Raw genomic sequence first — 20,510 nt, forward strand, 5'->3', positions numbered from 1 at the left:
CCGCGCCAACCCCCCGGGGGGGCGGCGCGCCCCCCCCCCCCCCCCCCCCCCCCCCCCCCCCCCCCCCCCGCCCCCCCCCCCCCCCCCCGCCCCCCCCCCCCGTTCCGCGTCCCGCGGCCGGTACGCCGTCGAACACACGTTCGACGGGCGTGCGAGACTGCTCCCGTGGCGGGCGGGATGAACCGGGGGCGCGGCGGCCGCTCCCTGGGTGAGCGGGCGGCGGAGTCGGGCGTCGTCCCCAAGGTCCCTCCCCCAGCGCCGACCGGCCCGCACCCGCGTGCCGCCGTCGCGGGGTCCCCGAACGCCGGTGCGGGCGGCGGGGAGGGGCGGCACTGCTGGGTGCGCGACCCGCCCGACTCCCCCGGCACCTGGCCGGGCCTGCTCGTGGAGTGGCGCCAGCGGGACGGCGCCTGGCAGGGCCGGGTCGCCTACACGGTGCGCGGCCCGCACGGCCCGGCGCTGGTCGAGGCGTGGCTGCCGGCGGCCCGCCTCGAGCCGCGGTGACCGCCGTCCCGGTTAGCGGGACCGGGTCGGGGCTATGGCCCTCCCCGACCGCATCCCGACAGACCGGAGGGCACCACGATGACCGGCCCGCACGACACCCCGAACCTCGACGACGTGATGGAGCCGCAGGAGCACCCGACCCGCGACCGCACGCAGCACGCGAAGGACCCGCACCCCAGCGACGAGGTCCTCGAGCACCGCACCGAGCAGGAGCGGCAGGCCGTCGGGTCCGACGACGCCGACCCGGCCGGCGCCGACCTGCACTCGGCCACCGACTGACCGCGCGGACGTCCCGGCCGGCGGCGTCGGTGCGGCTGCGTGCCGCCGACGTGGCCGGCTGGCTGCTCAAGAGCGCCCGGTCACCGGTGGCCCTCGACGACGGGTGGCTGCCCGGCACCACCCGCGACCTGGCGCGCTGCGTGCGCCGGAGCTACCGCCTCGACCTCGTCGCGGCCGGGCAGCCGGTCCTCCTCTGGGTGAGCGGGCGGGGCTCGCCCGGCGTCCACGCGATCGGCCGGGTCACCGGGCCGGTCGGCGAGAACGCGGACGGCCCCGTCGTCCCGGTCCGCCTGCTCCGCCTCGACCTACCGGTCGGGCGGGCCGAGCTGCGCGCCGACCCCGCCTTCACCGGCGCGGAGGTGCTGCGCATGCCGGCGGGCAGCAACCCGTCCTGGCTCTCGGCCGCGCAGCTGTCCGCCGTCCTCGAGCGGATCCCCCCGGAGGAGCTGGGACGATGGCTGCCGTGACTCCCCACCGCCTGCGCTCGGGCGCTCTCGCCTGGGTCCTGACCCTCCAGTTCTTCGTCGTGGAGGCCGTGGCGCAGGCCCGCTACACCGGGCCGTACTCCCGGGCGGGCGACGTGATCAGCGCACTGGGCGCCGCCGACTCCCCCGGCCGGCAGCTGATGAACGCCTCGTTCGTCGTCCAGGCCGCGCTGATCCTGGGCGGGGCCCTCCTGCTCCTCCCGGCGCTGCGCGGCGGGGCCGCGCGCGCGGTGCCGGCGCTGCTGGGCGCGGCCGCGGTGGGCGTGCTCCTGGTCGGGGTGTTCCCCACCGACGGCAACGGCACCGTGCACACCGTGGGCGCGGTGCTGTACCTGGTGGGGGGCGCCCTCGGGCTCGTCGCCCTCGCCTACGCCGTCCGGCCGCTGTCGGAGGCGCTGGGGACGGTCGTGGTGCTGCTCGGCATCGCGGCCACCGCCGGCACCATCTTCTTCCTGACCGGCGTCACCCGGTACCTCGGCGAGGGCGGCATGGAGCGCCTGGCGGCCTACCCGCTGCCGATCGCCCTGGCGCTGAGCGGCGCCGTCCTGTGGTGGCTGGGCCGCCGCGGGGACCTGGCCGCGGCGGGGTCGTCGTTGCGCGCCGAGCGCGCCCGGGAGCGCGCGCGGCAGGAGGAGCAGGCCCGCGCCCGCGACGCCGCTCTGGAGTCCGCCGCCGGGCGCGACCGGCGGGCCGGTACGGGAGGCCCGGACTCCGAGGCACCGGCCGACGACGGCGAGGACGGCGACCCCGAGGACCCCTGGGCCCCCATGCGCCGGCAGAGCTGAGCGGCGCCGGCTGCTGAGCGGCGCCGGCTGCTGAGCGGCCCGGCGGTCAGCCGGCGGGCTCGAACCGCAGCACGTCGCGGACCGGGCGCCGGCCGCTGACCGCCGGCGCCGCGACGTCCACCGGTCGCGGGTAGCCCAGCCGCAGCAGCATCTGCGGGTGCCCCACCAGCGACAGCCGCGACTGCATCCGCGCGCGGGTCGCCGGCCAGTCCAGCGCCTGGGTCAGCGGCGAGGCGACGAGCCCGGCCGCGGTCGCCCGCAGCAGCAGGCGGCCCAGCGCCCGCCCGGCGAGCAGCCAGTCGGCGCGGTCGTCGCCGTCGGTGCCCATGAGCACGACCGCCGGCCGCTCCACCTCCGGCGGAGGTGCCGCGGGGTCGCCGGCGGCCCGGAACGCGTGCTGCTCGCGCTGCCCCGCCACGAAGTCCCGGATCAGCCAGTCGGAGGCGCGCTCGTGGGGGTCGCCGCTGGGCACGCTGCCCACCGGTACGCCGTCCTCGGCGGCCGGGTCGGCGCGCAGCCACCGCTCCAGCTCGGCGAGGTAGGCGGGATCGCCCTGCTCCATCTCCTCGGCCCGGGAGATGAGGAACACCGTGGCGACCTCCTCCTCCGAGCGGGTGATCGGCTTGAGCCAGGCACCGAAAACGGCGGTCTCCGCCTGCAGGCGGTCGAGCAGCTCCTCGGGCACCGCCCGCGGCTCGAACGGCGCCCGCACGGTGTGCCGGTGGGCGATCGCCTCGGCCAGCGCGCGGTCGTCGTCGGACGCCTCGGCCGCGCCGGCGACCCGCACCGTCGCGAGATGGCCCGGCGACCCGTCGTCCGGCAGCAGCGTCACCTCGACGCCCCGGCCGCCGGCGGCGAGCGCGACGACGGCGAACTCGAGCAGGGCGCCGCAGCTGATCACCTGCTGCCGGCCGGATGGGTCGAGCACCGGCAGGGCGCGCTCCGGGTCGTGGTGCAGCTCCAGCCGGTCGGGGCGGGCCACGAACCGCCACGGCTGCGTGTTGTGGATCGACGGCGCCCGCGTGGCCGCCGCCACCACCTGCGCCCATTCCTGCTCCTCCACCACGCACCTCCCGGCCGGTCGCCACGCAGGACCACCGGCGGCGGCCCCGGTGCGTGCCTACCCCATCGCCGCGTCGCGGTGCACACCCGGTCGCCGGTGCCTACCCCCGGCCGGCCGCCCCGGCCCGTGCGGCGGGCCTCCCGGCTGCCGGCACCAGCGCCGGCCGGGACCGCCGGCGGGACACCGCCACACCGGCCAGGCAGACCACGCCCCCGACGAGGGCCAGCGGCGGCGGCGCCTCGTCCAGCAGCAACCAGCTGAGCAGGATCACCAGCGGGGGCACCAGGTAGGTGGTGACGCCGAGGCGCCCGGCGTCCATGCGCGACAGGGCGTAGGCCCAGGTGCTGAAGGCCAGCGCCGTGGGGACGACACCCAGGTAGACCAGGCCCGCCACCGAACCCGCGGGCGCGGTGCCCAGGTCGGTCACGAGCGCACCGGCCCAGGGCAGGCAGGCCACCGCGCCGATCGCGCAGGCGGTGAAGGTGACCTGCAGGCCCGGCAGCCGCCGCAGCAACGGCTTCTGCGCCACCACGCCCACCGCGTAGGTGACCGCCGCGACGACGCAGAGCAGCACCCCCACCAGGTCGGCGTCCGCGCCGCGGGTCGACAGCCCGATCAGCAGCACCCCGCCGAAGGCCACGGCCAGCCCGACGACCAGCCACCTCGGGAACCCCTCGCCGAGCAGCAGGCCGGCGAGCACGGCGATGAGGATCGGTCCGATGTTGACCAGCATCGCCGTCGTCCCGGCGTCGAGGTGCCGCTCGGCGGCGTTCAGCGCCACGTTGTAGACGGCGAACCAGCCCAGGCCGCAGACGGCCAGCAGTCGCCAGTCGCGGGCCGCCGGGCGCACCCAGCCCCGGCGCGCGACGAGCAGGCCCAGCACCAGCGTGCCGACCAGCAGCCGACCCAGCGCCAGGGCGCCGGGCGAGACGTCCTCGCCGACCGCCCGGATGCCCACGAATGCCGAGGCCCAGGCGAGCACGGTGACGGCGACGGCGAGCAGCGTGCGGCCGTCGGGGGCGGCGGGAGTGGTCACGTCGGGGACCCTAGGGCCGCCCACCGACGCGACTCCGGCGCTTTCCGGCCGCGGCACGCCGCTGGCACCCGCGCTGCGGGATCCGGCAGGAACGCTGCGGTCCGCGCCGGCGCTCAGCCGCGCAGGTGGTCGGCCCAGGTGCGCCGGCCGCGCGGACCCCGCGTGGGCAGCGCCGCACCATCGCGCAGCGCCGTCCCGAGCCGGCCGGGCACGGGGGTCGCGATGACGTGCGCGCCCGGCGCCCGCACCGCCGCCCATGCCCTGGCCAGGTCGGCCACCGAGTGCTCCTCGGGGCCGCCGAACTCCACGACCCCGCCCGAGGGCGCGGCGCCCACGAGGTCGACCAGGTGGGCGGCGGCGTCGGCGACGTCGACCGGTTGCACGCGCCAGCCCATGGGCACCGGCAGCAGCCGCCCGCGGCGCGCGGTGCCCAGCAGCTCGTCGACGAACCCGTGGAACTGGGTGATCCGCACCAGCGTGACCGGCAGCCCCGACGCGAGCAGCACCTGCTCGGCGGCGTACTTCGCGCGGTAGTAGCTCAGCGCGATCCGGTCGACGCCGACGATGGAGACGTGCACGAGGTGCGGCGGCCGTGCCCGGTCGACCGCCTCGACCAGCCTGCGGGTGCCGGCGACGTCGACCTCCCACGGGTCGCCCCGGGGATCGCTGGCGGCGTGCACGACCACCTCGGCGCCGGCCACCGCCTGCGCCAGGTCCCGCCCCGTGGCGAGGTCCCCCCGCACGCCGCCGGGGCCGGTGCCCCGGCGCGACATCGACCGCACCTGGTGCCCGGCGTCCCGCAGCTGCGGGACCAGGTGCTCCCCGAGGCGGCCCGTGCCGCCGGTGACCAGTACGTCCACGGGGGCAGTCTTCCGTCCCGCGCCGCCGCGGCGTGGTGCGGCTCTCATCTCAGATACGAGATAACGTGTCCGGGTGACGCTCACCGACCAGCCAGCCGACGAAGCCGTGCGGCGGATCGGGGCGCTCGTCCGCGACGCCCGCCGCCACCGCGGTCTCACCCAGCAGCAGCTCGCCGAGCGGCTCGGCACCAGCCAGAGCGCCGTCGCGCGCATCGAGCAGGGCAGCCAGAACCTCACCCTCGAGTTCCTGGGCCGGCTCTCCGCCGCCCTGGACAGCGAGCTGATCCGCCTCGGCCCGGCCGGCCCGGCCCACCTGCGCGTCACCGGCGGGCACCCGCTCCGCGGCCGGGTGGCGGTCAAGTCGTCGAAGAACGCCGCCGTCGCGCTGCTGTGCGCCTCGCTGCTCAACCGGGGCCGCACCACCCTGCGCAACGTCTCCCGCATCGTGGAGGTCGAGCGCATCCTGGACGTGCTGCGCTCCATCGGCGTCGCCGCCACCTGGGACGAGCACGGGCACGACCTCACCCTCGTCGTCCCCGAGGAGCTCGACCTCGACGGCATCGACGCCGACGCCGCGCGGCGCACCCGCAGCATCATCATGTTCCTGGGGCCGCTGCTGCACCGGGCCCGCTCGTTCCGGCTGCCCTACGCGGGCGGCTGCGACCTGGGCACCCGGACGGTGCAGCCGCACATGATCGCGCTGCGTCCTTTCGGCCTGGCCGTCGAGGCCCACGCCGGGGAGTACCAGGTCGGCGTCGACGGGCCGGCCGCGGCCGACCGCACCATCGTGCTGACCGAGCGCGGGGACACCGTCACCGAGAACGCGCTGCTGGCCGCCGCGCGCACCGACGGCACGACCACCATCCGCAACGCGAGCTCGAACTACATGGTCCAGGACCTCTGCCTCTACCTGCAGCTGCTGGGCGTCGACATCGAGGGCATGGGCTCGACCACGCTGGTCGTCCGCGGGCGGCCGGTGCTCGACGCCGACGTCGACTACACGATCAGCGAGGACCCGGTGGAGGCGATGAGCCTGCTCACCGCCGGGATCGTCACCGGCTCGGAGCTCACCGTGGCCCGGGCGCCGGTGGACTTCCTCGAGGTCGAGCTGGCGGTGCTGGCCGAGATGGGGCTGCGCTACGAGCTCTCCGCCGAATACGTGGCCGACAACGGGCACACGCGGCTGGCCGACATCACCATCCACCCGTCGGAGCTCAAGGCGCCGCTGGACAAGGTCCACCCGATGCCCTTCCCGGGCCTCAACATCGACAACCTGCCGTTCTTCGCCGTCATCGCCGCGCAGGCGCAGGGGTCGACGCTCATCCACGACTGGGTCTACGACAACCGGGCGATCCACCTCTCCGACCTGACCCGGCTCGGCGCCGACGTCCGCCTCCTGGACCCGCACCGCGTGCTCGCCACCGGGCCGACCCGGTGGCGGGCCGCCGAGGTGGTCTGCCCGCCGGCGCTGCGCCCTGCCGTCTGCATCCTGCTGGCGATGCTCGCGGCCAAGGGGACGTCGGTGCTGCGCAACGTCGACATCATCGCGCGTGGCTACGAGCAGCTCTACGAGCGCCTGGTCGAGATGGGCGCCGACATCGAGGTCTTCCGCGACTAGGTGTCGGCGACGATCAGCTGACCTGATCCGGACGCGTCCTCCCTCACCGTGTGGCGTGAGGGAGGACGCTCCACGATCAGGGCCCCTGATCCCAGGCCGCGGGCCTGCCGGCGCGGACCCGGACGACCGGCTCAGCGCTCCTGGTCGGTCGGGCGGACCAGCACCTCGTTCACCGCGACGTGCGGCGGCTGGGTCACCACGTAGACGACGGCCCGGGCGATGTCGTCGGCGTGCAGCGCCCGCATGCTCGCGTGCATCCGCTCGGAGGCGGCCTTCGCCTCGACCTGGGTGATGTGCGAGGTCAGCTCGGTGGTGACGGCGCCGGGCTCGACCAGGGAGATCCGCACACCCCGGCCGGTGACCTCCTGGCGCAGCGACTCGCTGAAGGCGTTCACCGCCCACTTGCTGGCGTTGTAGACGCCCGCGCCCTTGCGGGCCTGCCGCCCGGCGACGCTCGACATGTTCACGATGTCGCCCGAGCCCTGCTCGAGCATGCCGTCCAGCGCCGCGTGGGTCATGTAGAGGACCCCCATGACGTTGGTGTCGACCATCCGGCGCCAGTCCTCGGGATCGGCCCCGGCGATCGTGCCGAGGAGCATGACGCCCGCGTTGTTGACCAGGACGTCGAGCCCGCCCAGCTCCGACCGGGTGCGCGCGACGGCGTCGGCGCACGCCCGCTCGTCGGTGACGTCCAGCGCCAGGGGCAGCACCGTCGCCCCGCCGTCGGTGAGCCGGCCGGCGAGCGCCTCGAGCCGGTCGGCCCGCCGGGCTCCCAGGGCGACGGCGGCCCCCGCTCCGGCGAGCGCGACCGCCGTCGCCTCGCCGATCCCGGAGGACGCCCCGGTCACCAGGGCCACCTTGCCGGCGAGCGGGCGGTCGGGCTGGGTCATGCGGATCTCCTCCTGCGCCGCACGCTGCGGCGCTGCGTCCTCCGAGCGAGGTGGCGACGGCGTCAGAGCAGGGCGTCGAAGCCGTCGTCCGGCAGGCCGATGCCGCCGTCCAGAGGTGGCCGCGCCGGCTGGTCCAACCCGCGCATGCGGGCGGCGTGCAGGGCCAGCAGCAGGTTCAGCCGCAACGTCGGGTCGGTGGTGAACGAGCCGAGGAGCCGCTCGAGCTTCCCGATCCGGTACCGCATCGTGTTGTAGTGGAAGTGCAGCCGCCGGGCGGACTCCGCGACGTTGAGGTTGGTCTCCAGCAGGACCCGCAGCGTCTCGCGGAGATCCGCGGAGTCGTGGTCGGCGGCGTCGGCCAGCGGGCCGAGCACCTCGTCGACGTAGGAGCGCAGCTCGGTGCTGTCGGGGATCAGCGACAGCAGCCGGAAGACCCCCAGCTGGTCGAAGTGGGTGACCGCCGACCCGCCGTGGATCTCCTGCCCCACGCCGAGCGCGCGCTGCGCCTGGCGGTGCACCTCGGCGAGCTCGGAGAGCGATCCGGCGGGGCGGCCGATGCCGGTGCCCAGCACGCGGCCGACCCGGCGCAGCCGCCCGTTCACCCGGGAGCTCACCGCCGAGACCAGGGCCGACAGCTCCTCCATGGTCCGCCCGTCCAGGGGCAGCAGCGTCACGATCTCGGTCGCCAGCCCGGCGACGGCCGCACCCGCCACCTCGGACTCCAGCGCGGCCCGCCAGCCGTCGGCGAGCCGGTCGAGCACGTCGAGGGCGCGGGTGGGGTCCGCAGCGGCGTCCGCCATGGTCTCGGTGGCGGTCACCAGCACCGCGACCGGCCCGTCGAGCCGCCAGCCGAACGAGCGGGTGTAGGCCAGCGTCCGCTCCGTGTGGCCGACCGCGCCCCCCACCAGCCGGCGCACCAGGTCGCCCTGGAAGCGGAGCTCGACCGAGTGCACGGCCTGGAGGCGGATCACCGAGAGCGCGGCGATGACGGCCGCCCGCTCCAGCACACCACCGGCACCGAGCATCATCGCGCCGGTGCGGTGGACGGCGACCAGCCAGCCGTGCCGCTGCTCGCCGGCCATGATCGGCGCCACCGCGTACTCGCCGATCCCGCCGGGCAGCTCGTGGTGGCCCGGGACGAGCAGGATGCCGTCGGCGGGCGAGAGATCGGCGTCCAGGTCGGCGGGGGTGACCACGGTCTGGTCCGCGCGGACCCCCGAGAGCCGCAGCGACGGCGCCATCGCCGCCAGCTCGTCGTCGGCGGCGGCGTCGAGCAGCCACAGCCAGTCGCTGATCTCGTCGACGTCGTCGGACGGGCCGGCGCTGGTGACGACCTCCCGGTCGGGCCCGAGGCCGAGGACCGCGGCGCCCTCGAGCATCACGGCCAGGCGCTGGGTCACCTCCGCGAGCCCACCGCCGGTCAGCGCCACCTCGGTGAACTCATCGTCCATGCGCGAGGAGAGCGCGAGGGCCTGCCCCTGCTTGGCGACGACGGCGCCCAGGACGCCGGAGACGATCTCGTCCAGCCGGGCCGTCGGCGGCAGCGCGAGCACCGGCAGACCGCGGCGCTCGGCCTCGGCCAGCACCTCGGCGGGCAGCGGTGGGGGGCCGTCGACCCGCCGGTAGGCCAGCGCAGCGGTGCCGATGGCGTCGAGCCGCTCGACCAGCGCACGGCAGCTGGCCGGGTCGGCGGGCGGCAGGCGCGCGCCCAGGACTACGAGGACGTCGGGGCCGGCGACAGCCAGCGGCTCGGCGGGGTCGTCGACGACCATGTGCCGGATCACGCGGCCCAGACCGGCCCCCCCGGTGGTCACGCTGCTGCCGGCGAGGACCGGCAGCCCGAGGGCCTCCTCCACGGTCAGACCCATGCGCTGCTGCCAGCTCGTGCGCTCGTCGCGCCGCTCGATGCGGGGCGACTCGGCGACCGCCCAGTTACGACGGAACGGGGTGGTTCCATTACCGTGGGTGGACGACTTGAGCGACGCGTCACTCTGTGTCACAAGGCATCCCCTTCCAGTCGTCGTCCAGGGTGCCACACGGCAGAAGCCTGTCAGGTGTCCCCGGACGCCGGACCCCATTCTTGGCGACATCCGCCATACGAGGGCGTGCGACGCGCCGCTTAGGTTCGACCTCGTTCCACCTGCTCGCTGGATCGTAGGCGCTCCGTGAGGGGCCCCTGCACCGCCCCGGCGGGCCGGTGGGGCGACGGGCGGGCGCCGACGCACCGGCCTCCGCCGTCCCTACGGGGTGGAGGCGTCCCATGCGCGCGATCGACGACACCGAGGTCCGGAGCGGCCTGAACCCGCACCTCGCCCAGCGCGGCCGCGCCGCGCGGGCGGGTGTGCCGACCATCCCCCTGCCACGCGAGTCGGGCCGCACCGCCCCCTCCGTGCCGACGCCGTCAGCGGTCCCGGCCGCGGCGAGCACCGCCGTCGCGGACGTGCTCCGCGGCCCGGTCCGCCCCGCCCGGGTGCTGCTGAGCGTGCCGGCCGCGGTGTACGTCCACGTGGGGGGCGAGCGCGGCGCCGGCGAGGTGGTCGGCGTCCTGACCAGTGACGCCGCCCGGCTGCCGCTGGGCTGCGTCCTGTTCCGCCCGAGCAACGGCCGTCCCCTGGTCGGGGTCTCCACCGGCGCCCCCGCCGAGGTGGGCGGTGGGCGCATCGTCGTCGGCGACCTCGCCGTCAGCGCCTCCGCCTGGTGGGACCCGCGCCCGCGGCTGCCCGGCGGCCGCCCCGCCCTGCTGCCCGAGGGCGTCCGCCAGCTCCGCAACGCGCTCTACGGGGAGGGCGTGCCGCACAGCGCCTTCACGCTGCCCGGCCTGCCCACCGGGCCCGGCGGCCCGCTGGCGGCCCTCCGCGGCGCGGTGCGACGGGCGGACCTCGAGGCGGCCCTGCGCACGGCCACCCGGCTCATCGGCCTGGGCCCCGGGCTGACGCCCGCCGGTGACGACGTCGTGGCCGGCACGATCGCCGGTCTGGTGCTCCTCGGGCACCCCTCGGCGCAGCGCTTCGCCGCCGGCGTGGTCTCCCTCGCCGGGGGCCGCACCACCGAGCTGTCCCGCGCGCTCCTGCGGCACGCGGCCGCCGGTCAGGTCAGCGGCGAGTACGCCGCGGTCCTCCGCGGGCTCGTCGGCGAGCGCCCGCTGGCCCCGGCGATCGCGCGACTGCTCTCCACGGGCGCCACCAGCGGGCGGGCGATGGCGCTCGGGCTGTGCACCGCCATCGACCTCGTGGACCGGACCGCGCGGGTGCGCTGAGCCGGTCGCCGTCAGGCGACCGGCAGGGTCCCCTCCCCCACCGGCACGGGCAGGAGGGGGCCCAGGGAGTCCCACTGCGAGATCCGGCAGCCGTCCACCCGGGACAGCTGCAGGTCGACCGGTTCCCCGCGCCAGCGGCCGGTGACGTGGGCGGTCTGCGGTCCGCCGTACTGCTCGGTGCAGACCAGGTCGTCCGGCAGCGGCGCGAACGGCTCGGACATCGCGTCCAGGTGCGCGCAGGCCGCTTCGGCCCGGGGGTGCGTGCCGCCGACGGAGGGGCCGCAGGTCAGCGTCCAGGTCTCCGGAGGCGACCCGTCCCCGCGGTCGACCTCGACGACGAGGTCGTCCGCGGCCTGGGAGACGCCGGTCGCGCCGCCGTCGCCGTCACCGCTCCCGGCGGACCCGTTCCGGGCGGAGGCGCAGGCGCCGAGCGCCAGCGCCGCGACCAGGAGCAGCAGCGCGGCGAGCGCGCGGGACGCGTGGGGCTCCCGTGTCCCCGTCCAGAGGCTCGCCGCGAGCGTGCGAGCGGTGAGGAGGACGGGGTGCTTCATCAGATGCGCGAGGCGTGGATGCTCGTCACGAGGATGGCACGGGCCCCGAGCTCCCAGAGCTCGTCCATCACCCGGTTGGTCTCCGTGCGGGCGATCATGGCCCGCACCGCCGACCAGCCCGGCGTCTGCAGGGGGCTGACGGTGGGCCCCTCGATGCCGGGGGTGACGGCGGTGGCGCGGTCCAGCAGCTCGTTGGGGCAGTCGTAGTCGAGCATCACGTACTGCCGGGCGACCAGCACGCCGCGCAGCCGCCGGCGCAGCTGCGCCACGGCCGGGATCTCCTCGGCGCCCTCGCGCCGGACGAGGATGGCCTCGCTGCCGAGCACCGGCTCCCCGATGATGTGCAGCCCCGCCGCGCGCAGCGTCGTCCCGGTCTCCACCACGTCGCACACGGCGTCCGCGACGCCAAGCCGGCACGCGGTCTCCACCGCACCGTCGAGCTTCACGACGTCGGCCTTGAGGCCCTGCTCGTCCAGGTAGCGCCGCAGGAGCACGGGGTAGGCCGTGGCGATCCGCTTGCCGGCGAGCTGCTCGACCTGCTGGATCTCCGACTCCACCGGGGTGGCGAACCGGAAGGAGGAGCGACCGAAGCCCAGCGGCATGACCTCGACCGCGCTCGGCCCCTCGCCGTCGGCCGGGGCGGTCTCCAGCAGCATGTCGCGGCCGGTGATGCCCACGTCGAGCGTGCCGGCGGCGACGTAGACGGCGATGTCGCGCGGGCGCAGGTAGAAGAACTCGGTGTCGTTGTCGGGGTCGTAGACGGCGAGGTCCTTGGCGCTGCGCCGCTGGCGGTAGCCGCTCTCGGCGAGCATCTCCGCCGCCGGCTCGCTCAGCACACCCTTGTTCGGCACAGCCACGCGCAGCACTCGAGGTCTCCTAGGTGACGTGATGGAACGGACCCGCTGCAGGGCCCCGCCGCGAGCGCAGCGAGCGGTGGGGGGCAGCGGGGTCCTTTCAGAGGTGAGAGTAGACGTCGTCGAGCGTGAGACCCCGGGCCAGCATGAGGACCTGCACCCGGTAGAGGAGCTGGCTGATCTCCTCGGCGGTGCGCTCCTCGCCCTCGTGCTCGGCCGCCATCCAGGACTCGGCGGCCTCCTCCACGACCTTCTTGCCGGCCGCGTGCACCCCGTCCCGCACCGCCGCGACGGTGCCCGAGGCGGGGTCGCCGGCGGCCACCTTGGCGCTGAGCTCGGCGAAGAGGCTGTCGAAGGTCTTCACGAGCGGGCCTCCTGGCCGGCGGGGACGGCGGAGAACCCGGTCTGCCGCTGGGGGCTGCGCAGCTCGCGGAGCACGAGCGCGGTCTGCAACGCGGCGAGGGTGGCCTCCCAGCCCTTGTCCTCGGCCGAGCCCGGCAGCCCGGCCCGGTCGCGCGCCTGCTGCTCGTCGTTCGTGGTGAGCACGCCGTTGCCCACCGGCTTGCCGGCGTCGAGGGCCACGCGGGTCAGCCCGGCGGTGAACGAGTCGCAGACGTACTCGAAGTGCGGGGTCCCGCCGCGCACCACGACGCCGAGCGCGACGACCGCGTCGTGCCGCTCGGCGAGGGCCTGCGCGACGACCGGCAGCTCCACCGCGCCCGGCACGCGGACCACGGTCGGAGCCGCGACCCCGCAGGCCCGGGCGGCGGCGACCGCGCGGTCCAGCAGCGCGCCGGTGATCTCCGCGTGCCAGGTGGTGGCGACGATGCCGAGGGTCAGCCCGGTGGCGTCGACCGGGGCCGCCTGCGGTGCTCCCGTGCCGCTCACGTCGGCTGCTCGTCCTGGCCGAGGGGCACGTCGGTGCCCGGCACCGTCGTGGCGCCCGGGGCGTCGGCCGGACCGGATTCCGTCTCCGGCTCGATGATGTCGAGCAGGTGACCCATGCGGTCGCGCTTGGTGCGCAGGTAGCCGAGGTTCTCCGCGGTGACGTGGCTGGGCAGCGAGACGCGGCCGAGCACCCGCAGCCCGTAGCCCTCCAGCCCGGCGCGCTTGGCCGGGTTGTTGGTGAGCAGCCGCATGGTCCGCACGCCGAGGTCGACGAGGATCTGCGCGCCGGTGCCGTAGTCGCGGGCGTCGGCGGGCAGCCCGAGGTCGAGGTTGGCGTCGACGGTGTCGGCGCCCATGTCCTGCAGCTGGTAGGCCTGCAGCTTGTGCAGCAGGCCGATGCCCCGGCCCTCGTGCCCGCGGATGTAGAGCACGATCCCGCGGCCCTCCTGGGCGACGGCGGCCAGTGCCGCCTGCAGCTGCGGCCCGCAGTCGCAGCGCAGCGACCCGAAGACGTCGCCGGTCAGGCACTCGGAGTGCACCCGGACCAGCACGTCCTCGCCGTCGCCGATGTCGCCGTAGACGAAAGCGACGTGCTCGCGCTCGTCGTAGGAGCTGCGGTAGCCGACGGCGGTGAAGGTGCCCGGGGCGAGCGGGACGATCGCCTCGGCCACCCGCTCGACCAGCTTGTCGAAGCGCTTGCGGTAGGCGATCAGGTCGGCGATGGAGATCATCACCAGGTCGTGCTCGTCGGCGAAGACCCGCAGCTCCTCGCCGCGCGCCATGCCGACGGGGTCCTTCTCGCTGACGATCTCGCAGAGCACGCCCGACGGCCGCAGGCCCGCCAGCAGCGCGAGGTCGACGGCGGCCTCGGTGTGGCCCGGGCGGCGCAGCACGCCGCCGTCCCGGGCGCGCAGCGGCACGACGTGGCCGGGGCGGGCCAGGTCGGCCGAGGAGGTGTCCGCGGCGGCGAGGGTGCGGATGGTGTGCGCCCGGTCGGCGGCGGAGATGCCGGTGGTGACGCCCTCGCGGGCGTCGACGGTGACCGTGTAGGCGGTGCCGAGGCGGTCCTGGTTCACCCGGTGCATGGGGGGCAGGTCCAGCCGGTCGGCGTCGGCCTCGGTGACGGCGACGCAGACGTAGCCGGAGGTGTAGCGGACCATGAACGCGACGAGCTCCGGGGTGGCGAGCTCGGCGGCGAAGATGAGGTCGCCCTCGTTCTCGCGGTCCTCGTCGTCGACGACGACGACCGGGCGGCCGTCCTTGATCGCGGCGATGGCGCTCTCGATGGAGTCCAGCCGGGTGCGCGGCTCGGTCATGCGCGTGCTCCCAGCAGACGTTCCACGTACTTGGCGATCACGTCGACCTCCAGGTTGACGGGCTCCCCCGGGGCGCGCGCGCCGAGCGTGGTCTCGCGGAGGGTGGTGGGGATGAGGCTGACCTCGAACCAGGGCTCGGGGTCGGCGACGTCGCTGACCGCGCTCACGGTCAGCGAGACGCCGTCGACGGCGATGGAGCCCTTCTCGACGACGTAGCGGGCGAGGTCGGCCGGGAGCGCGATCCGCACGACCTCCCAGTGCTCGCCGGGGGTGCGCGACGCGATCCGGCCGACGCCGTCGACGTGGCCCTGCACGATGTGCCCGCCCAGGCGGGTGTGCGGGGCGACGGCGCGCTCGAGGTTGACCGGCGCGCCGTCGGTCACGGCGCCGAGGCTGCTGCGGCGCAGCGTCTCGGCCATGACGTCGGTGGTCCAGATGCCGGCGCCGTCCGCACCGGGCTGCACGCCGGTGACGGTGAGGCAGACGCCGTTCACGGAGATGGAGTCGCCCAGGGAGACGTCGGTCAGGACGGTGCGGGCGCGGATGCTGAGGACGGCGGAGTCGCCCTGGTCCTCGCGAGCGGCCAGGGTGCCCACCTCTTCGACGATGCCGGTGAACACCTCAGCTCCCTCCGTCTCCGCCGTCCCCGCCGGTGCGGGTGGCCCCACCAGTGTGCCGGGTGGGGTGCAGCCGGATCTGCACGTCCCCGCCCAGGGGGGTGAGGTCGGCGACCGAGAAGGTCAGCGCCGAGCCGATCCCGGGAATTCCCAGGTCCCCCACCAGGGAGGGCCCGGCGCCCAGGAGCTTGGGCGCGAGGTGGACGACGACCTCGTCGACGACCCCGGCGCGCAGGAAGGCCGCGGCGAGGGTGGGCCCGCCCTCGAGCAGCACCCGCCGCACGCCGCGGGCGAAGAGCTCGGCCAGCAGGTCGGCCGGCACGGCGGCCCGGCTGACCAGGGTGGGGGCGGCGTCGTCCAGCACCCGGGCGGTGGCCGGCAGCCGGTCCCGGCGGTCGACGACCACCCGCAGCGGCTGACGAACCGCGTCCCGGCCGTCGGCGTCGCGGACGGTGAGCTGCGGGTCGTCGGTGAGCGCGGTGCCCGACCCCACCACGACGGCGTCGCAGCCGGCCCGCAGCCGGTGCACCTCGGCGCGGGCCTGGGGTCCGGTCACCCAGCGGCTGCTGCCGTCGGCCGCGGCGACGCGGCCGTCGAGCGTGGCCGCCACCTTCCAGAGGACGTAGGGGCGGTGCTCCCGGACGCCGGTCAGCCAGCCGGCCAGCGCGCCGCGCTCGGCGGCCTCCTGCTCCACGCCCAGGACGACGTCGACGCCGGCCGCCCGCAGGCGCTCCGCTCCCCCGCCGGCGAGCTCCGTCGGCTCGGGCACGGCGACGACGACCCGGGACACGCCCGCGGCCAGCAGCGCGTCGGCGCACGGGCCGGTGCGCCCGGTGTGCGCGCACGGCTCCAGGGTGACGACGGCGGTGCCCCCGCGGGCCCGCTCGCCGGCCTGCGCCAGCGCCAGGACCTCCGCGTGCGGGCCACCGGGCGGTGCGGTGGCGCCCTCACCGGCCACGCTGCCGTCGGCGGCGAGAACGACGGCGCCCACCGCGGGGTTGGGGCTCGTCGTCCCGAGCACGGACGCGCCGAGCTCCCGCGCCCGCACCATCGCGGATCGCTCGGCCGGGGAGAGGCTCACCCGCGCATCGCCGCGGCGGCCTGCGCGCGCAGGGCGGCGATCGCCTTCGCCGGGTCGTCGGCGCCGTAGACGGCCGAGCCCGCGACGAACATGTCGACGCCGGCCTCGGCCGCCTGCTCGATGGTGTCGGCGTTGATGCCGCCGTCGATCTCGACCAGCAGCCGGAGCTCCCCGGCGTCCACCAGTTCCCGGGCGCGGCGCACCTTGGGCAGCACGTCGGCGATGAAGGACTGGCCGCCGAATCCCGGCTCGACGCTCATCACCAGCAGGGTGTCGAAGTCCGCGAGGACGTCGAGGTGGTCCTCCAGCGGCGTGCCCGGCTTGATCGCCAGGCCCGCGAGGGCACCGGCGGCACGCAGGTCGCGCGCCACCGCCCGGGGGTCGGTGCAGGCCTCGGCGTGCACCGTGACGTTGCGCGCCCCGGCCTCGGCGTAGCCCGGCGCCCAGCGCTCCGGGTCCTCGATCATGAGGTGGCAGTCCAGGGGCACGGGGCTGACCTTCTGGATCGCCTCCACCACCGGCAGACCCAGGGTCAGGTTGGGCACGAAGTGGGCGTCCATGACGTCGACGTGCAGCCAGTCGGCGTCGGCGACGCGCGCCACCTCGTCGGCCAGCCGGGCGAAGTCCGCGGAGAGCAGGCTGGGCGCGATCAACGGTTCCCGGGACACGTCCGCCGAGTCTAGGTGGCGGCCGGTGGGGAACCCGACCCGTCCGCCGGGTGGCCGCCACGCGGCCGGCCCCGGTCGCACTGCCGTCCTCCGGACCCGTCCGCACGGGCAGCGGGTGCTCCTCGAGGGGGAGGAAGCGTCCCCCCGGCCGGTGCTGGGGGCCGACCGGGGGGACGCTTCGCCTGGGGGCGCTCAGCGCCTGGTGGGGCGTGGGCGAGCGCCGTGTCGTCGCATGGTGAGCAGGTTCCGCCGCACCGGGTCGCGGTCTCCAGTGGACGTTGGGGCTAGTACCAGCGGCCCACCCGAATCTGGGGGTCCGGACCGGACACCGGCCTCCACCAGCCCGTCCGCCCCTACGCTGCGCCCCGTGTCCCCCAGACGCCGCCGCTCCGGGACCCGACGCCGGGTCTCGGTCGCCGGCTCCGTCACCCGGTTCACCCTCGCGGGGCTGCTGGTGACGGCTGCGCTCATCGGGGTCACCGGCGTCCTCGCCCAGCGCGCCGGCGAGCAGGAGGCGACCCGCTCCGCCGAGCGGATCGCCCGGGTCGTGGCGGGAGGGGTCGTGGAGCCGCTCCTGACCCCCGAGGTCGCCGCGGGCGAGCCCCGGGCGGTCGCGGCGCTGGACGAGGCCGTGCGCCGGGTCCTCGAGTCCGGACCCGTCGTGCGGGTGAAGGTCTGGGCGGCCGACGGCAGGCTGGTCTGGTCGGACGAGCCCCGGCTGGTCGGGCGGTCCTTCCCGCTGGACGACGAGGAGCGCGCGGTCCTCTCCGGCGACGTCGTCATCTCGCACGTGAGCGACCTGACGGAGCCGGAGAACAGGTACGAGCGGGGGCACGGCGCGCTGCTCGAGGCCTACGTCGGCGTCCGCGACACCGCCGGGCGGCCGCTGGTCGTCGAGGTCTACCAGTCCTACGACGGGGTCGCCGAGGCGGCCGCGCAGGCCTGGCGGCGATTCGCCCCGGCAGGACTGGGCGCGCTGCTCGTCCTGGAGCTGCTGCAGATTCCGCTGGCCTGGGGGCTGGCCCGGCGCCTGCGGCGGAGCCAGGAGGGAGAGGCCTCCCTGCTCCAGGCCGCGGTCGACGCCTCCCAGGCCGAGCGGAGGCGCATCGCCCACGACGTCCACGACGGCGTCGTGCAGGACCTCACCGGGCTCACCTACGACCTGGACGCCGCACGGCTCAGCGGCTCCGCGGACCCCGGGACGGGCGCGCTCATCGCCGGCACGGCCAGCGGGCTCCGGCGCTGCGTCTCCGAGCTCCGCCGGCTGCTCGTGGACCTGAGCCCTCCGCCGCTGCCCGCGGCCGGGCTGGGCCCGGCGCTCCACATGCTCGCCTCGGGGCTGGAGCGCAGGGGCTGCCAGGTCGCCCTGGACGCGGAGGAGGCCGACCACCTGCCCCGCCCCGCCGCCGCGCTGCTGTACCGCTTCGCCCTGGAAGCGGTGCGCAACGTGTCCCGTCACAGCGGGGCCAGCGCCGTCCGGATCGCCCTGACCCGCCACGACGACGTCGTCACCCTCGTCGTCGCCGACGACGGGGTCGGTTTCGACGACGCCCGGCTGGCCGAGCGCAGCGCCGAGGGTCACCTGGGCCTGCGCGCCCTCTCGGACCTGATCGGCGAGTCCGGCGGCTCGCTGACCGCGGCCAGCAGTCCCGGCATGGGCACCCGGCTGACCGCCACCCTCCCCCTGGGGCCCGCCGCCCCGCCGATGGGCGACACCTCCGTGCCGGCCGCGGCCTCGTCGTGATCCGGGTCCTGGTGGTCGACGACCACTCGATCGTCCGGACGGGGCTGTCCCACCTGCTGGCGGCCGCCGGGGACATCGTGTGCGTCGGCACGGAGGCCGACGGCCGGGCCGGGTTGGCGGCCGTGGCGGCCCTCCGGCCGGACGTCGTCCTGCTCGACCTCTCGATGCCCGTGATGGACGGCGTCGGGATGATCCGGGCGCTGCGGGCGGCCGGCGACCCGGTCCGCATCCTGGTGCTCACGTCGTTCGGCGACGCCGATCTCGTGCTGGAGGCGGTCCACGCGGGAGCCGACGGCTACCTGCTGAAGCAGAGCGAGGCCGAGCAGGTCATCGAGGGGGTGCGTGCGGTGGCGCGCGGCGGGGCGCCGGTGGACGCCACGGTGGCCCGGTCGCTGCTGTTCGAGCTGCGTGGCCGCACCCAGGCCGACCCCCTGACCGAGCGGGAGCGCGAGGTCCTGGAGCAGATCCGCCAGGGGCAGCCCAACAAGGCCATCGCGCGACGGCTCGGCATCAGCGAGCGGACCGTCAAGGCCCACGTCACCCACATCCTCCAGCGGCTGGGGGTCGCCGACCGGACGCAGGCGGCCCTGTGGGCGGAGCGCCACCGCCCGGTGGCGGACCGCACCTGACCACCGCCCCGGCCGACGGCGGGGCGTCAGCGGGTGCGGCGGAGCAGCGCCAAGAACATCGCGTCGGTGCCGTGCCGGTGCGGCCACAGCTGCGCGTGGTCACCGCGGGCGATGCCCGGCACCTCGGGGAACAGCGGCGCCACCGGCAGGACCTCGACGTCGTCCCGGGCGGCGGCGGTCTCGACGACGGCCACGGTCTCGTCGGTGTGCGGCGAGCAGGTGACGTAGGCGAGCACCCCACCGGGGCGCACCGAGGCCAGCGCGGCGGCGAGCAGCTCGGTCTGCAGCTCGACCAGCCCCGGGACGTCCTCCGGCCTGCGCCGCCAGCGGACCTCCGGACGACGGCGCAGCGCCCCGAGCCCGGTGCACGGCGCGTCCAGCAGGACCCGGTCGAAGGTCCCCGGCGCCCACGGCGGTTCGCGCCCGTCGGCGGCCAGCACCTCGACGTCGGCCTCGTCCCGCAGCGCCTGGCGGACCAGCTCGGCGCGGTGCGGGGCGCGGTCGGCCGCGGTCAGCCGAACCCCGGCCGGCCGGGTGGCGGCGAGCAGCCCGGCCTTGCCGCCGGGCCCGGCGCACATGTCCAGCCACGCCTCGTCCCGGCCCTCCATCGGGGCGCGGGTGAGCAGCAGCGCGGCGAGCTGGCTGCCCTCGTCCTGCACCGCCGCGAGCCCCGAGCGCACCGACGCCAGCCGGCCGGGGTCCCCGCCGCCGAGCCGCACCGCGAAGGGCGACCACGGGCCGGGCTCGCCGCCGGACTCCTCGGCGAGGGCGTCCCGCTCCATCCGGCGGGCGACGAGGTGCACCTCGGGGGCGGCGCCGTCGGCCAGCAGCGCGGGCTCCAGCTCGGCGTCGCCGCCCAACGCGTCCCGCCAGGCCTCGACGATCCAGCGGGGGTGGTCGGTCGCCAGCGCGAGCCGCTCGTCGCCCTCGGCGCCCAGCGCGGCCAGCCAGGCGGCGCGGTCACCCCCGGCCGCGACCTTGCGCAGCACCGCGTTGACCAGCCCGGCGGCGCCGGGGCCGACGATCGCCCGGGTCAGGTCCACCGTCGTGTCCACGGCGGCGTGCGCGGGCACCCGCAGGTCGACGATCTGGTAGGCGCCCAGCCGCAGCAGGTCGAGCACCCGCGGGTCCAGCTCGGCCAGCGGGCGGGAGACGAGCCCGGTGAGGATCGCGTCGAGCGTGCCCTGCGCGCGCAGCGCGCCGTAGGCGAGCTGGGTCGCGAAGCCGGCGTCCCGGGGGTCCAGCCGGCGCTCGCGCAGCAGCTGGGGCAGCAGCAGGTTGGCGAACGCGTCGCGGGAGGAGACGGCGTCGAGGACGTCGTAGGCGGTCAGCCGGGCGCCGTCGAGCACCGGGCGCCGCGAGGCGGGGTGGCGGCGCCGTCCCTGG

The 20,510-nt window shown here is 76.4% G+C and carries 22 protein-coding genes; 8 read left to right on the forward strand and 14 right to left on the reverse strand.

The features are described from left to right. The first annotated feature begins 165 nt into the window (after positions 1 to 165). The 4 genes from ACI794_RS17695 to ACI794_RS17710 all read left to right on the forward strand — a co-directional run bounded on the left by ACI794_RS17695 (position 166) and on the right by ACI794_RS17710 (position 2,053). Positions 166 to 504 (forward strand): hypothetical protein, encoded by a 339-nt coding sequence (locus ACI794_RS17695; protein ID WP_456617013.1) that lies wholly within the window; start codon positions 166 to 168, stop codon positions 502 to 504. A 78-nt stretch (positions 505 to 582) separates the two neighbouring features. After that, positions 583 to 783, forward strand: coding sequence for a hypothetical protein (locus ACI794_RS17700; protein WP_456582272.1), 201 nt, complete (start codon positions 583 to 585; stop codon positions 781 to 783). Positions 784 to 812: 29 nt separating this feature from the next. Then, a complete protein-coding gene (locus ACI794_RS17705) occupies positions 813 to 1,250 on the forward strand; it encodes a hypothetical protein (RefSeq protein ID WP_456617014.1) in 438 nt (145 codons plus the stop codon). Continuing rightward, the gene (locus tag ACI794_RS17710; protein ID WP_456617015.1) at positions 1,238 to 2,053 is read left to right on the forward strand and encodes a DUF998 domain-containing protein; all 816 of its coding nucleotides are present in this window, start codon (positions 1,238 to 1,240) and stop codon (positions 2,051 to 2,053) included. Before ACI794_RS17705 ends, ACI794_RS17710 begins: the two co-directional genes overlap by 13 nt. Positions 2,054 to 2,099: 46 nt before the next feature. On the opposite strand, the gene ACI794_RS17715 is transcribed toward ACI794_RS17710, so the two are convergent. The 3 genes from ACI794_RS17715 to ACI794_RS17725 form a co-directional block, all read right to left on the reverse strand. Continuing rightward, positions 2,100 to 3,116, reverse strand: coding sequence for an Acg family FMN-binding oxidoreductase (locus tag ACI794_RS17715; RefSeq protein ID WP_456617016.1), 1,017 nt, complete (start codon positions 3,114 to 3,116; stop codon positions 2,100 to 2,102). 100 nt (positions 3,117 to 3,216) lie between these two features. Next, positions 3,217 to 4,152, reverse strand: coding sequence for a DMT family transporter (locus tag ACI794_RS17720; protein ID WP_456602013.1), 936 nt, complete (start codon positions 4,150 to 4,152; stop codon positions 3,217 to 3,219). Positions 4,153 to 4,265: 113 nt separating this feature from the next. Beyond that, a complete protein-coding gene (locus tag ACI794_RS17725) occupies positions 4,266 to 5,012 on the reverse strand; it encodes an SDR family oxidoreductase (RefSeq protein WP_456617017.1) in 747 nt (248 codons plus the stop codon). A gap of 73 nt (positions 5,013 to 5,085) precedes the next feature. Here ACI794_RS17725 and ACI794_RS17730 point away from each other — a divergent pair, with 73 nt between their 5' ends. Further along, on the forward strand, positions 5,086 to 6,630 hold the full coding sequence (locus ACI794_RS17730) for a UDP-N-acetylglucosamine 1-carboxyvinyltransferase (protein WP_456582266.1): 1,545 nt from the start codon (positions 5,086 to 5,088) through the stop codon (positions 6,628 to 6,630). A 131-nt stretch (positions 6,631 to 6,761) separates the two neighbouring features. Here ACI794_RS17730 and ACI794_RS17735 read toward each other — a convergent pair whose 3' ends face one another. Both ACI794_RS17735 and ACI794_RS17740 read right to left on the reverse strand, forming a co-directional pair. Continuing rightward, entirely contained in the window at positions 6,762 to 7,520 is a 759-nt protein-coding gene (locus tag ACI794_RS17735) for an SDR family NAD(P)-dependent oxidoreductase (RefSeq protein WP_456582265.1), read from the reverse strand. A 62-nt stretch (positions 7,521 to 7,582) separates the two neighbouring features. Next, positions 7,583 to 9,520 (reverse strand): PucR family transcriptional regulator, encoded by a 1,938-nt coding sequence (locus ACI794_RS17740; protein ID WP_456617018.1) that lies wholly within the window; start codon positions 9,518 to 9,520, stop codon positions 7,583 to 7,585. Positions 9,521 to 9,780: 260 nt separating this feature from the next. Between ACI794_RS17740 and ACI794_RS17745 the strand changes: the two genes are divergently transcribed. Then, positions 9,781 to 10,776, forward strand: a complete 996-nt coding sequence (locus ACI794_RS17745) for a DUF2877 domain-containing protein (protein WP_456602010.1) — start codon at positions 9,781 to 9,783, stop codon at positions 10,774 to 10,776. Between the two features lie 11 nt (positions 10,777 to 10,787). On the opposite strand, the gene ACI794_RS17750 is transcribed toward ACI794_RS17745, so the two are convergent. The 8 genes from ACI794_RS17750 to rpe all read right to left on the reverse strand — a co-directional run bounded on the left by ACI794_RS17750 (position 10,788) and on the right by rpe (position 16,751). Beyond that, positions 10,788 to 11,327, reverse strand: a complete 540-nt coding sequence (locus ACI794_RS17750) for an SSI family serine proteinase inhibitor (protein WP_456617019.1) — start codon at positions 11,325 to 11,327, stop codon at positions 10,788 to 10,790. Next, on the reverse strand, positions 11,327 to 12,184 hold the full coding sequence (hisG, locus tag ACI794_RS17755) for an ATP phosphoribosyltransferase (RefSeq protein ID WP_456617020.1): 858 nt from the start codon (positions 12,182 to 12,184) through the stop codon (positions 11,327 to 11,329). The genes ACI794_RS17750 and hisG overlap by 1 nt, the downstream gene beginning before the upstream one ends. Before the next feature lie 97 nt (positions 12,185 to 12,281). Further along, positions 12,282 to 12,545, reverse strand: coding sequence for a phosphoribosyl-ATP diphosphatase (locus ACI794_RS17760; RefSeq protein ID WP_456602008.1), 264 nt, complete (start codon positions 12,543 to 12,545; stop codon positions 12,282 to 12,284). Next, positions 12,542 to 13,069 (reverse strand): 6,7-dimethyl-8-ribityllumazine synthase, encoded by a 528-nt coding sequence (gene ribH, locus ACI794_RS17765; protein ID WP_456602007.1) that lies wholly within the window; start codon positions 13,067 to 13,069, stop codon positions 12,542 to 12,544. Before ribH ends, ACI794_RS17760 begins: the two co-directional genes overlap by 4 nt. After that, on the reverse strand, positions 13,066 to 14,385 hold the full coding sequence (locus ACI794_RS17770; protein WP_456602006.1) for a bifunctional 3,4-dihydroxy-2-butanone-4-phosphate synthase/GTP cyclohydrolase II: 1,320 nt from the start codon (positions 14,383 to 14,385) through the stop codon (positions 13,066 to 13,068). The genes ribH and ACI794_RS17770 overlap by 4 nt, the downstream gene beginning before the upstream one ends. Continuing rightward, positions 14,382 to 15,005 (reverse strand): riboflavin synthase, encoded by a 624-nt coding sequence (locus tag ACI794_RS17775; protein WP_456602005.1) that lies wholly within the window; start codon positions 15,003 to 15,005, stop codon positions 14,382 to 14,384. Before ACI794_RS17775 ends, ACI794_RS17770 begins: the two co-directional genes overlap by 4 nt. 1 nt (position 15,006) lies before the next feature. Next, a complete protein-coding gene (gene ribD, locus ACI794_RS17780) occupies positions 15,007 to 16,083 on the reverse strand; it encodes a bifunctional diaminohydroxyphosphoribosylaminopyrimidine deaminase/5-amino-6-(5-phosphoribosylamino)uracil reductase RibD (RefSeq protein ID WP_456617021.1) in 1,077 nt (358 codons plus the stop codon). Then, a complete protein-coding gene (gene rpe / locus ACI794_RS17785; RefSeq protein WP_456582255.1) occupies positions 16,080 to 16,751 on the reverse strand; it encodes a ribulose-phosphate 3-epimerase in 672 nt (223 codons plus the stop codon). Before rpe ends, ribD begins: the two co-directional genes overlap by 4 nt. A 367-nt stretch (positions 16,752 to 17,118) precedes the next feature. Here rpe and ACI794_RS17790 point away from each other — a divergent pair, with 367 nt between their 5' ends. Beyond that, entirely contained in the window at positions 17,119 to 18,495 is a 1,377-nt protein-coding gene (locus ACI794_RS17790; protein ID WP_456617022.1) for a sensor histidine kinase, read from the forward strand. Then, entirely contained in the window at positions 18,492 to 19,124 is a 633-nt protein-coding gene (locus ACI794_RS17795) for a response regulator (protein WP_456582253.1), read from the forward strand. Before ACI794_RS17790 ends, ACI794_RS17795 begins: the two co-directional genes overlap by 4 nt. A 26-nt stretch (positions 19,125 to 19,150) precedes the next feature. Here ACI794_RS17795 and ACI794_RS17800 read toward each other — a convergent pair whose 3' ends face one another. Continuing rightward, positions 19,151 to 20,473: an RsmB/NOP family class I SAM-dependent RNA methyltransferase gene (locus tag ACI794_RS17800; RefSeq protein ID WP_456602002.1), complete on the reverse strand. Its 1,323-nt coding sequence runs from the start codon at positions 20,471 to 20,473 to the stop codon at positions 19,151 to 19,153. Between the last annotated feature and the right edge of the window lie 37 nt (positions 20,474 to 20,510).

This window comes from Blastococcus sp. SYSU DS0541, from assembly GCF_054050875.1.

Excerpts from the sequence above, each read along its gene's own strand:
- ACI794_RS17700 (WP_456582272.1), top strand. The coding sequence starts at position 583 with ATGACCGGCCCGCACGACACCCCGAACCTCGACGACGTGATGGAGCCG.
- ACI794_RS17710 (WP_456617015.1), top strand. The coding sequence starts at position 1,238 with ATGGCTGCCGTGACTCCCCACCGCCTGCGCTCGGGCGCTCTCGCCTGG.
- ACI794_RS17735 (WP_456582265.1), bottom strand. The coding sequence starts at position 7,520 with ATGACCCAGCCCGACCGCCCGCTCGCCGGCAAGGTGGCCCTGGTGACC.
- ACI794_RS17745 (WP_456602010.1), top strand. The coding sequence starts at position 9,781 with ATGCGCGCGATCGACGACACCGAGGTCCGGAGCGGCCTGAACCCGCAC.
- ACI794_RS17750 (WP_456617019.1), bottom strand. The coding sequence starts at position 11,327 with ATGAAGCACCCCGTCCTCCTCACCGCTCGCACGCTCGCGGCGAGCCTC.
- ACI794_RS17770 (WP_456602006.1), bottom strand. The coding sequence starts at position 14,385 with ATGACCGAGCCGCGCACCCGGCTGGACTCCATCGAGAGCGCCATCGCC.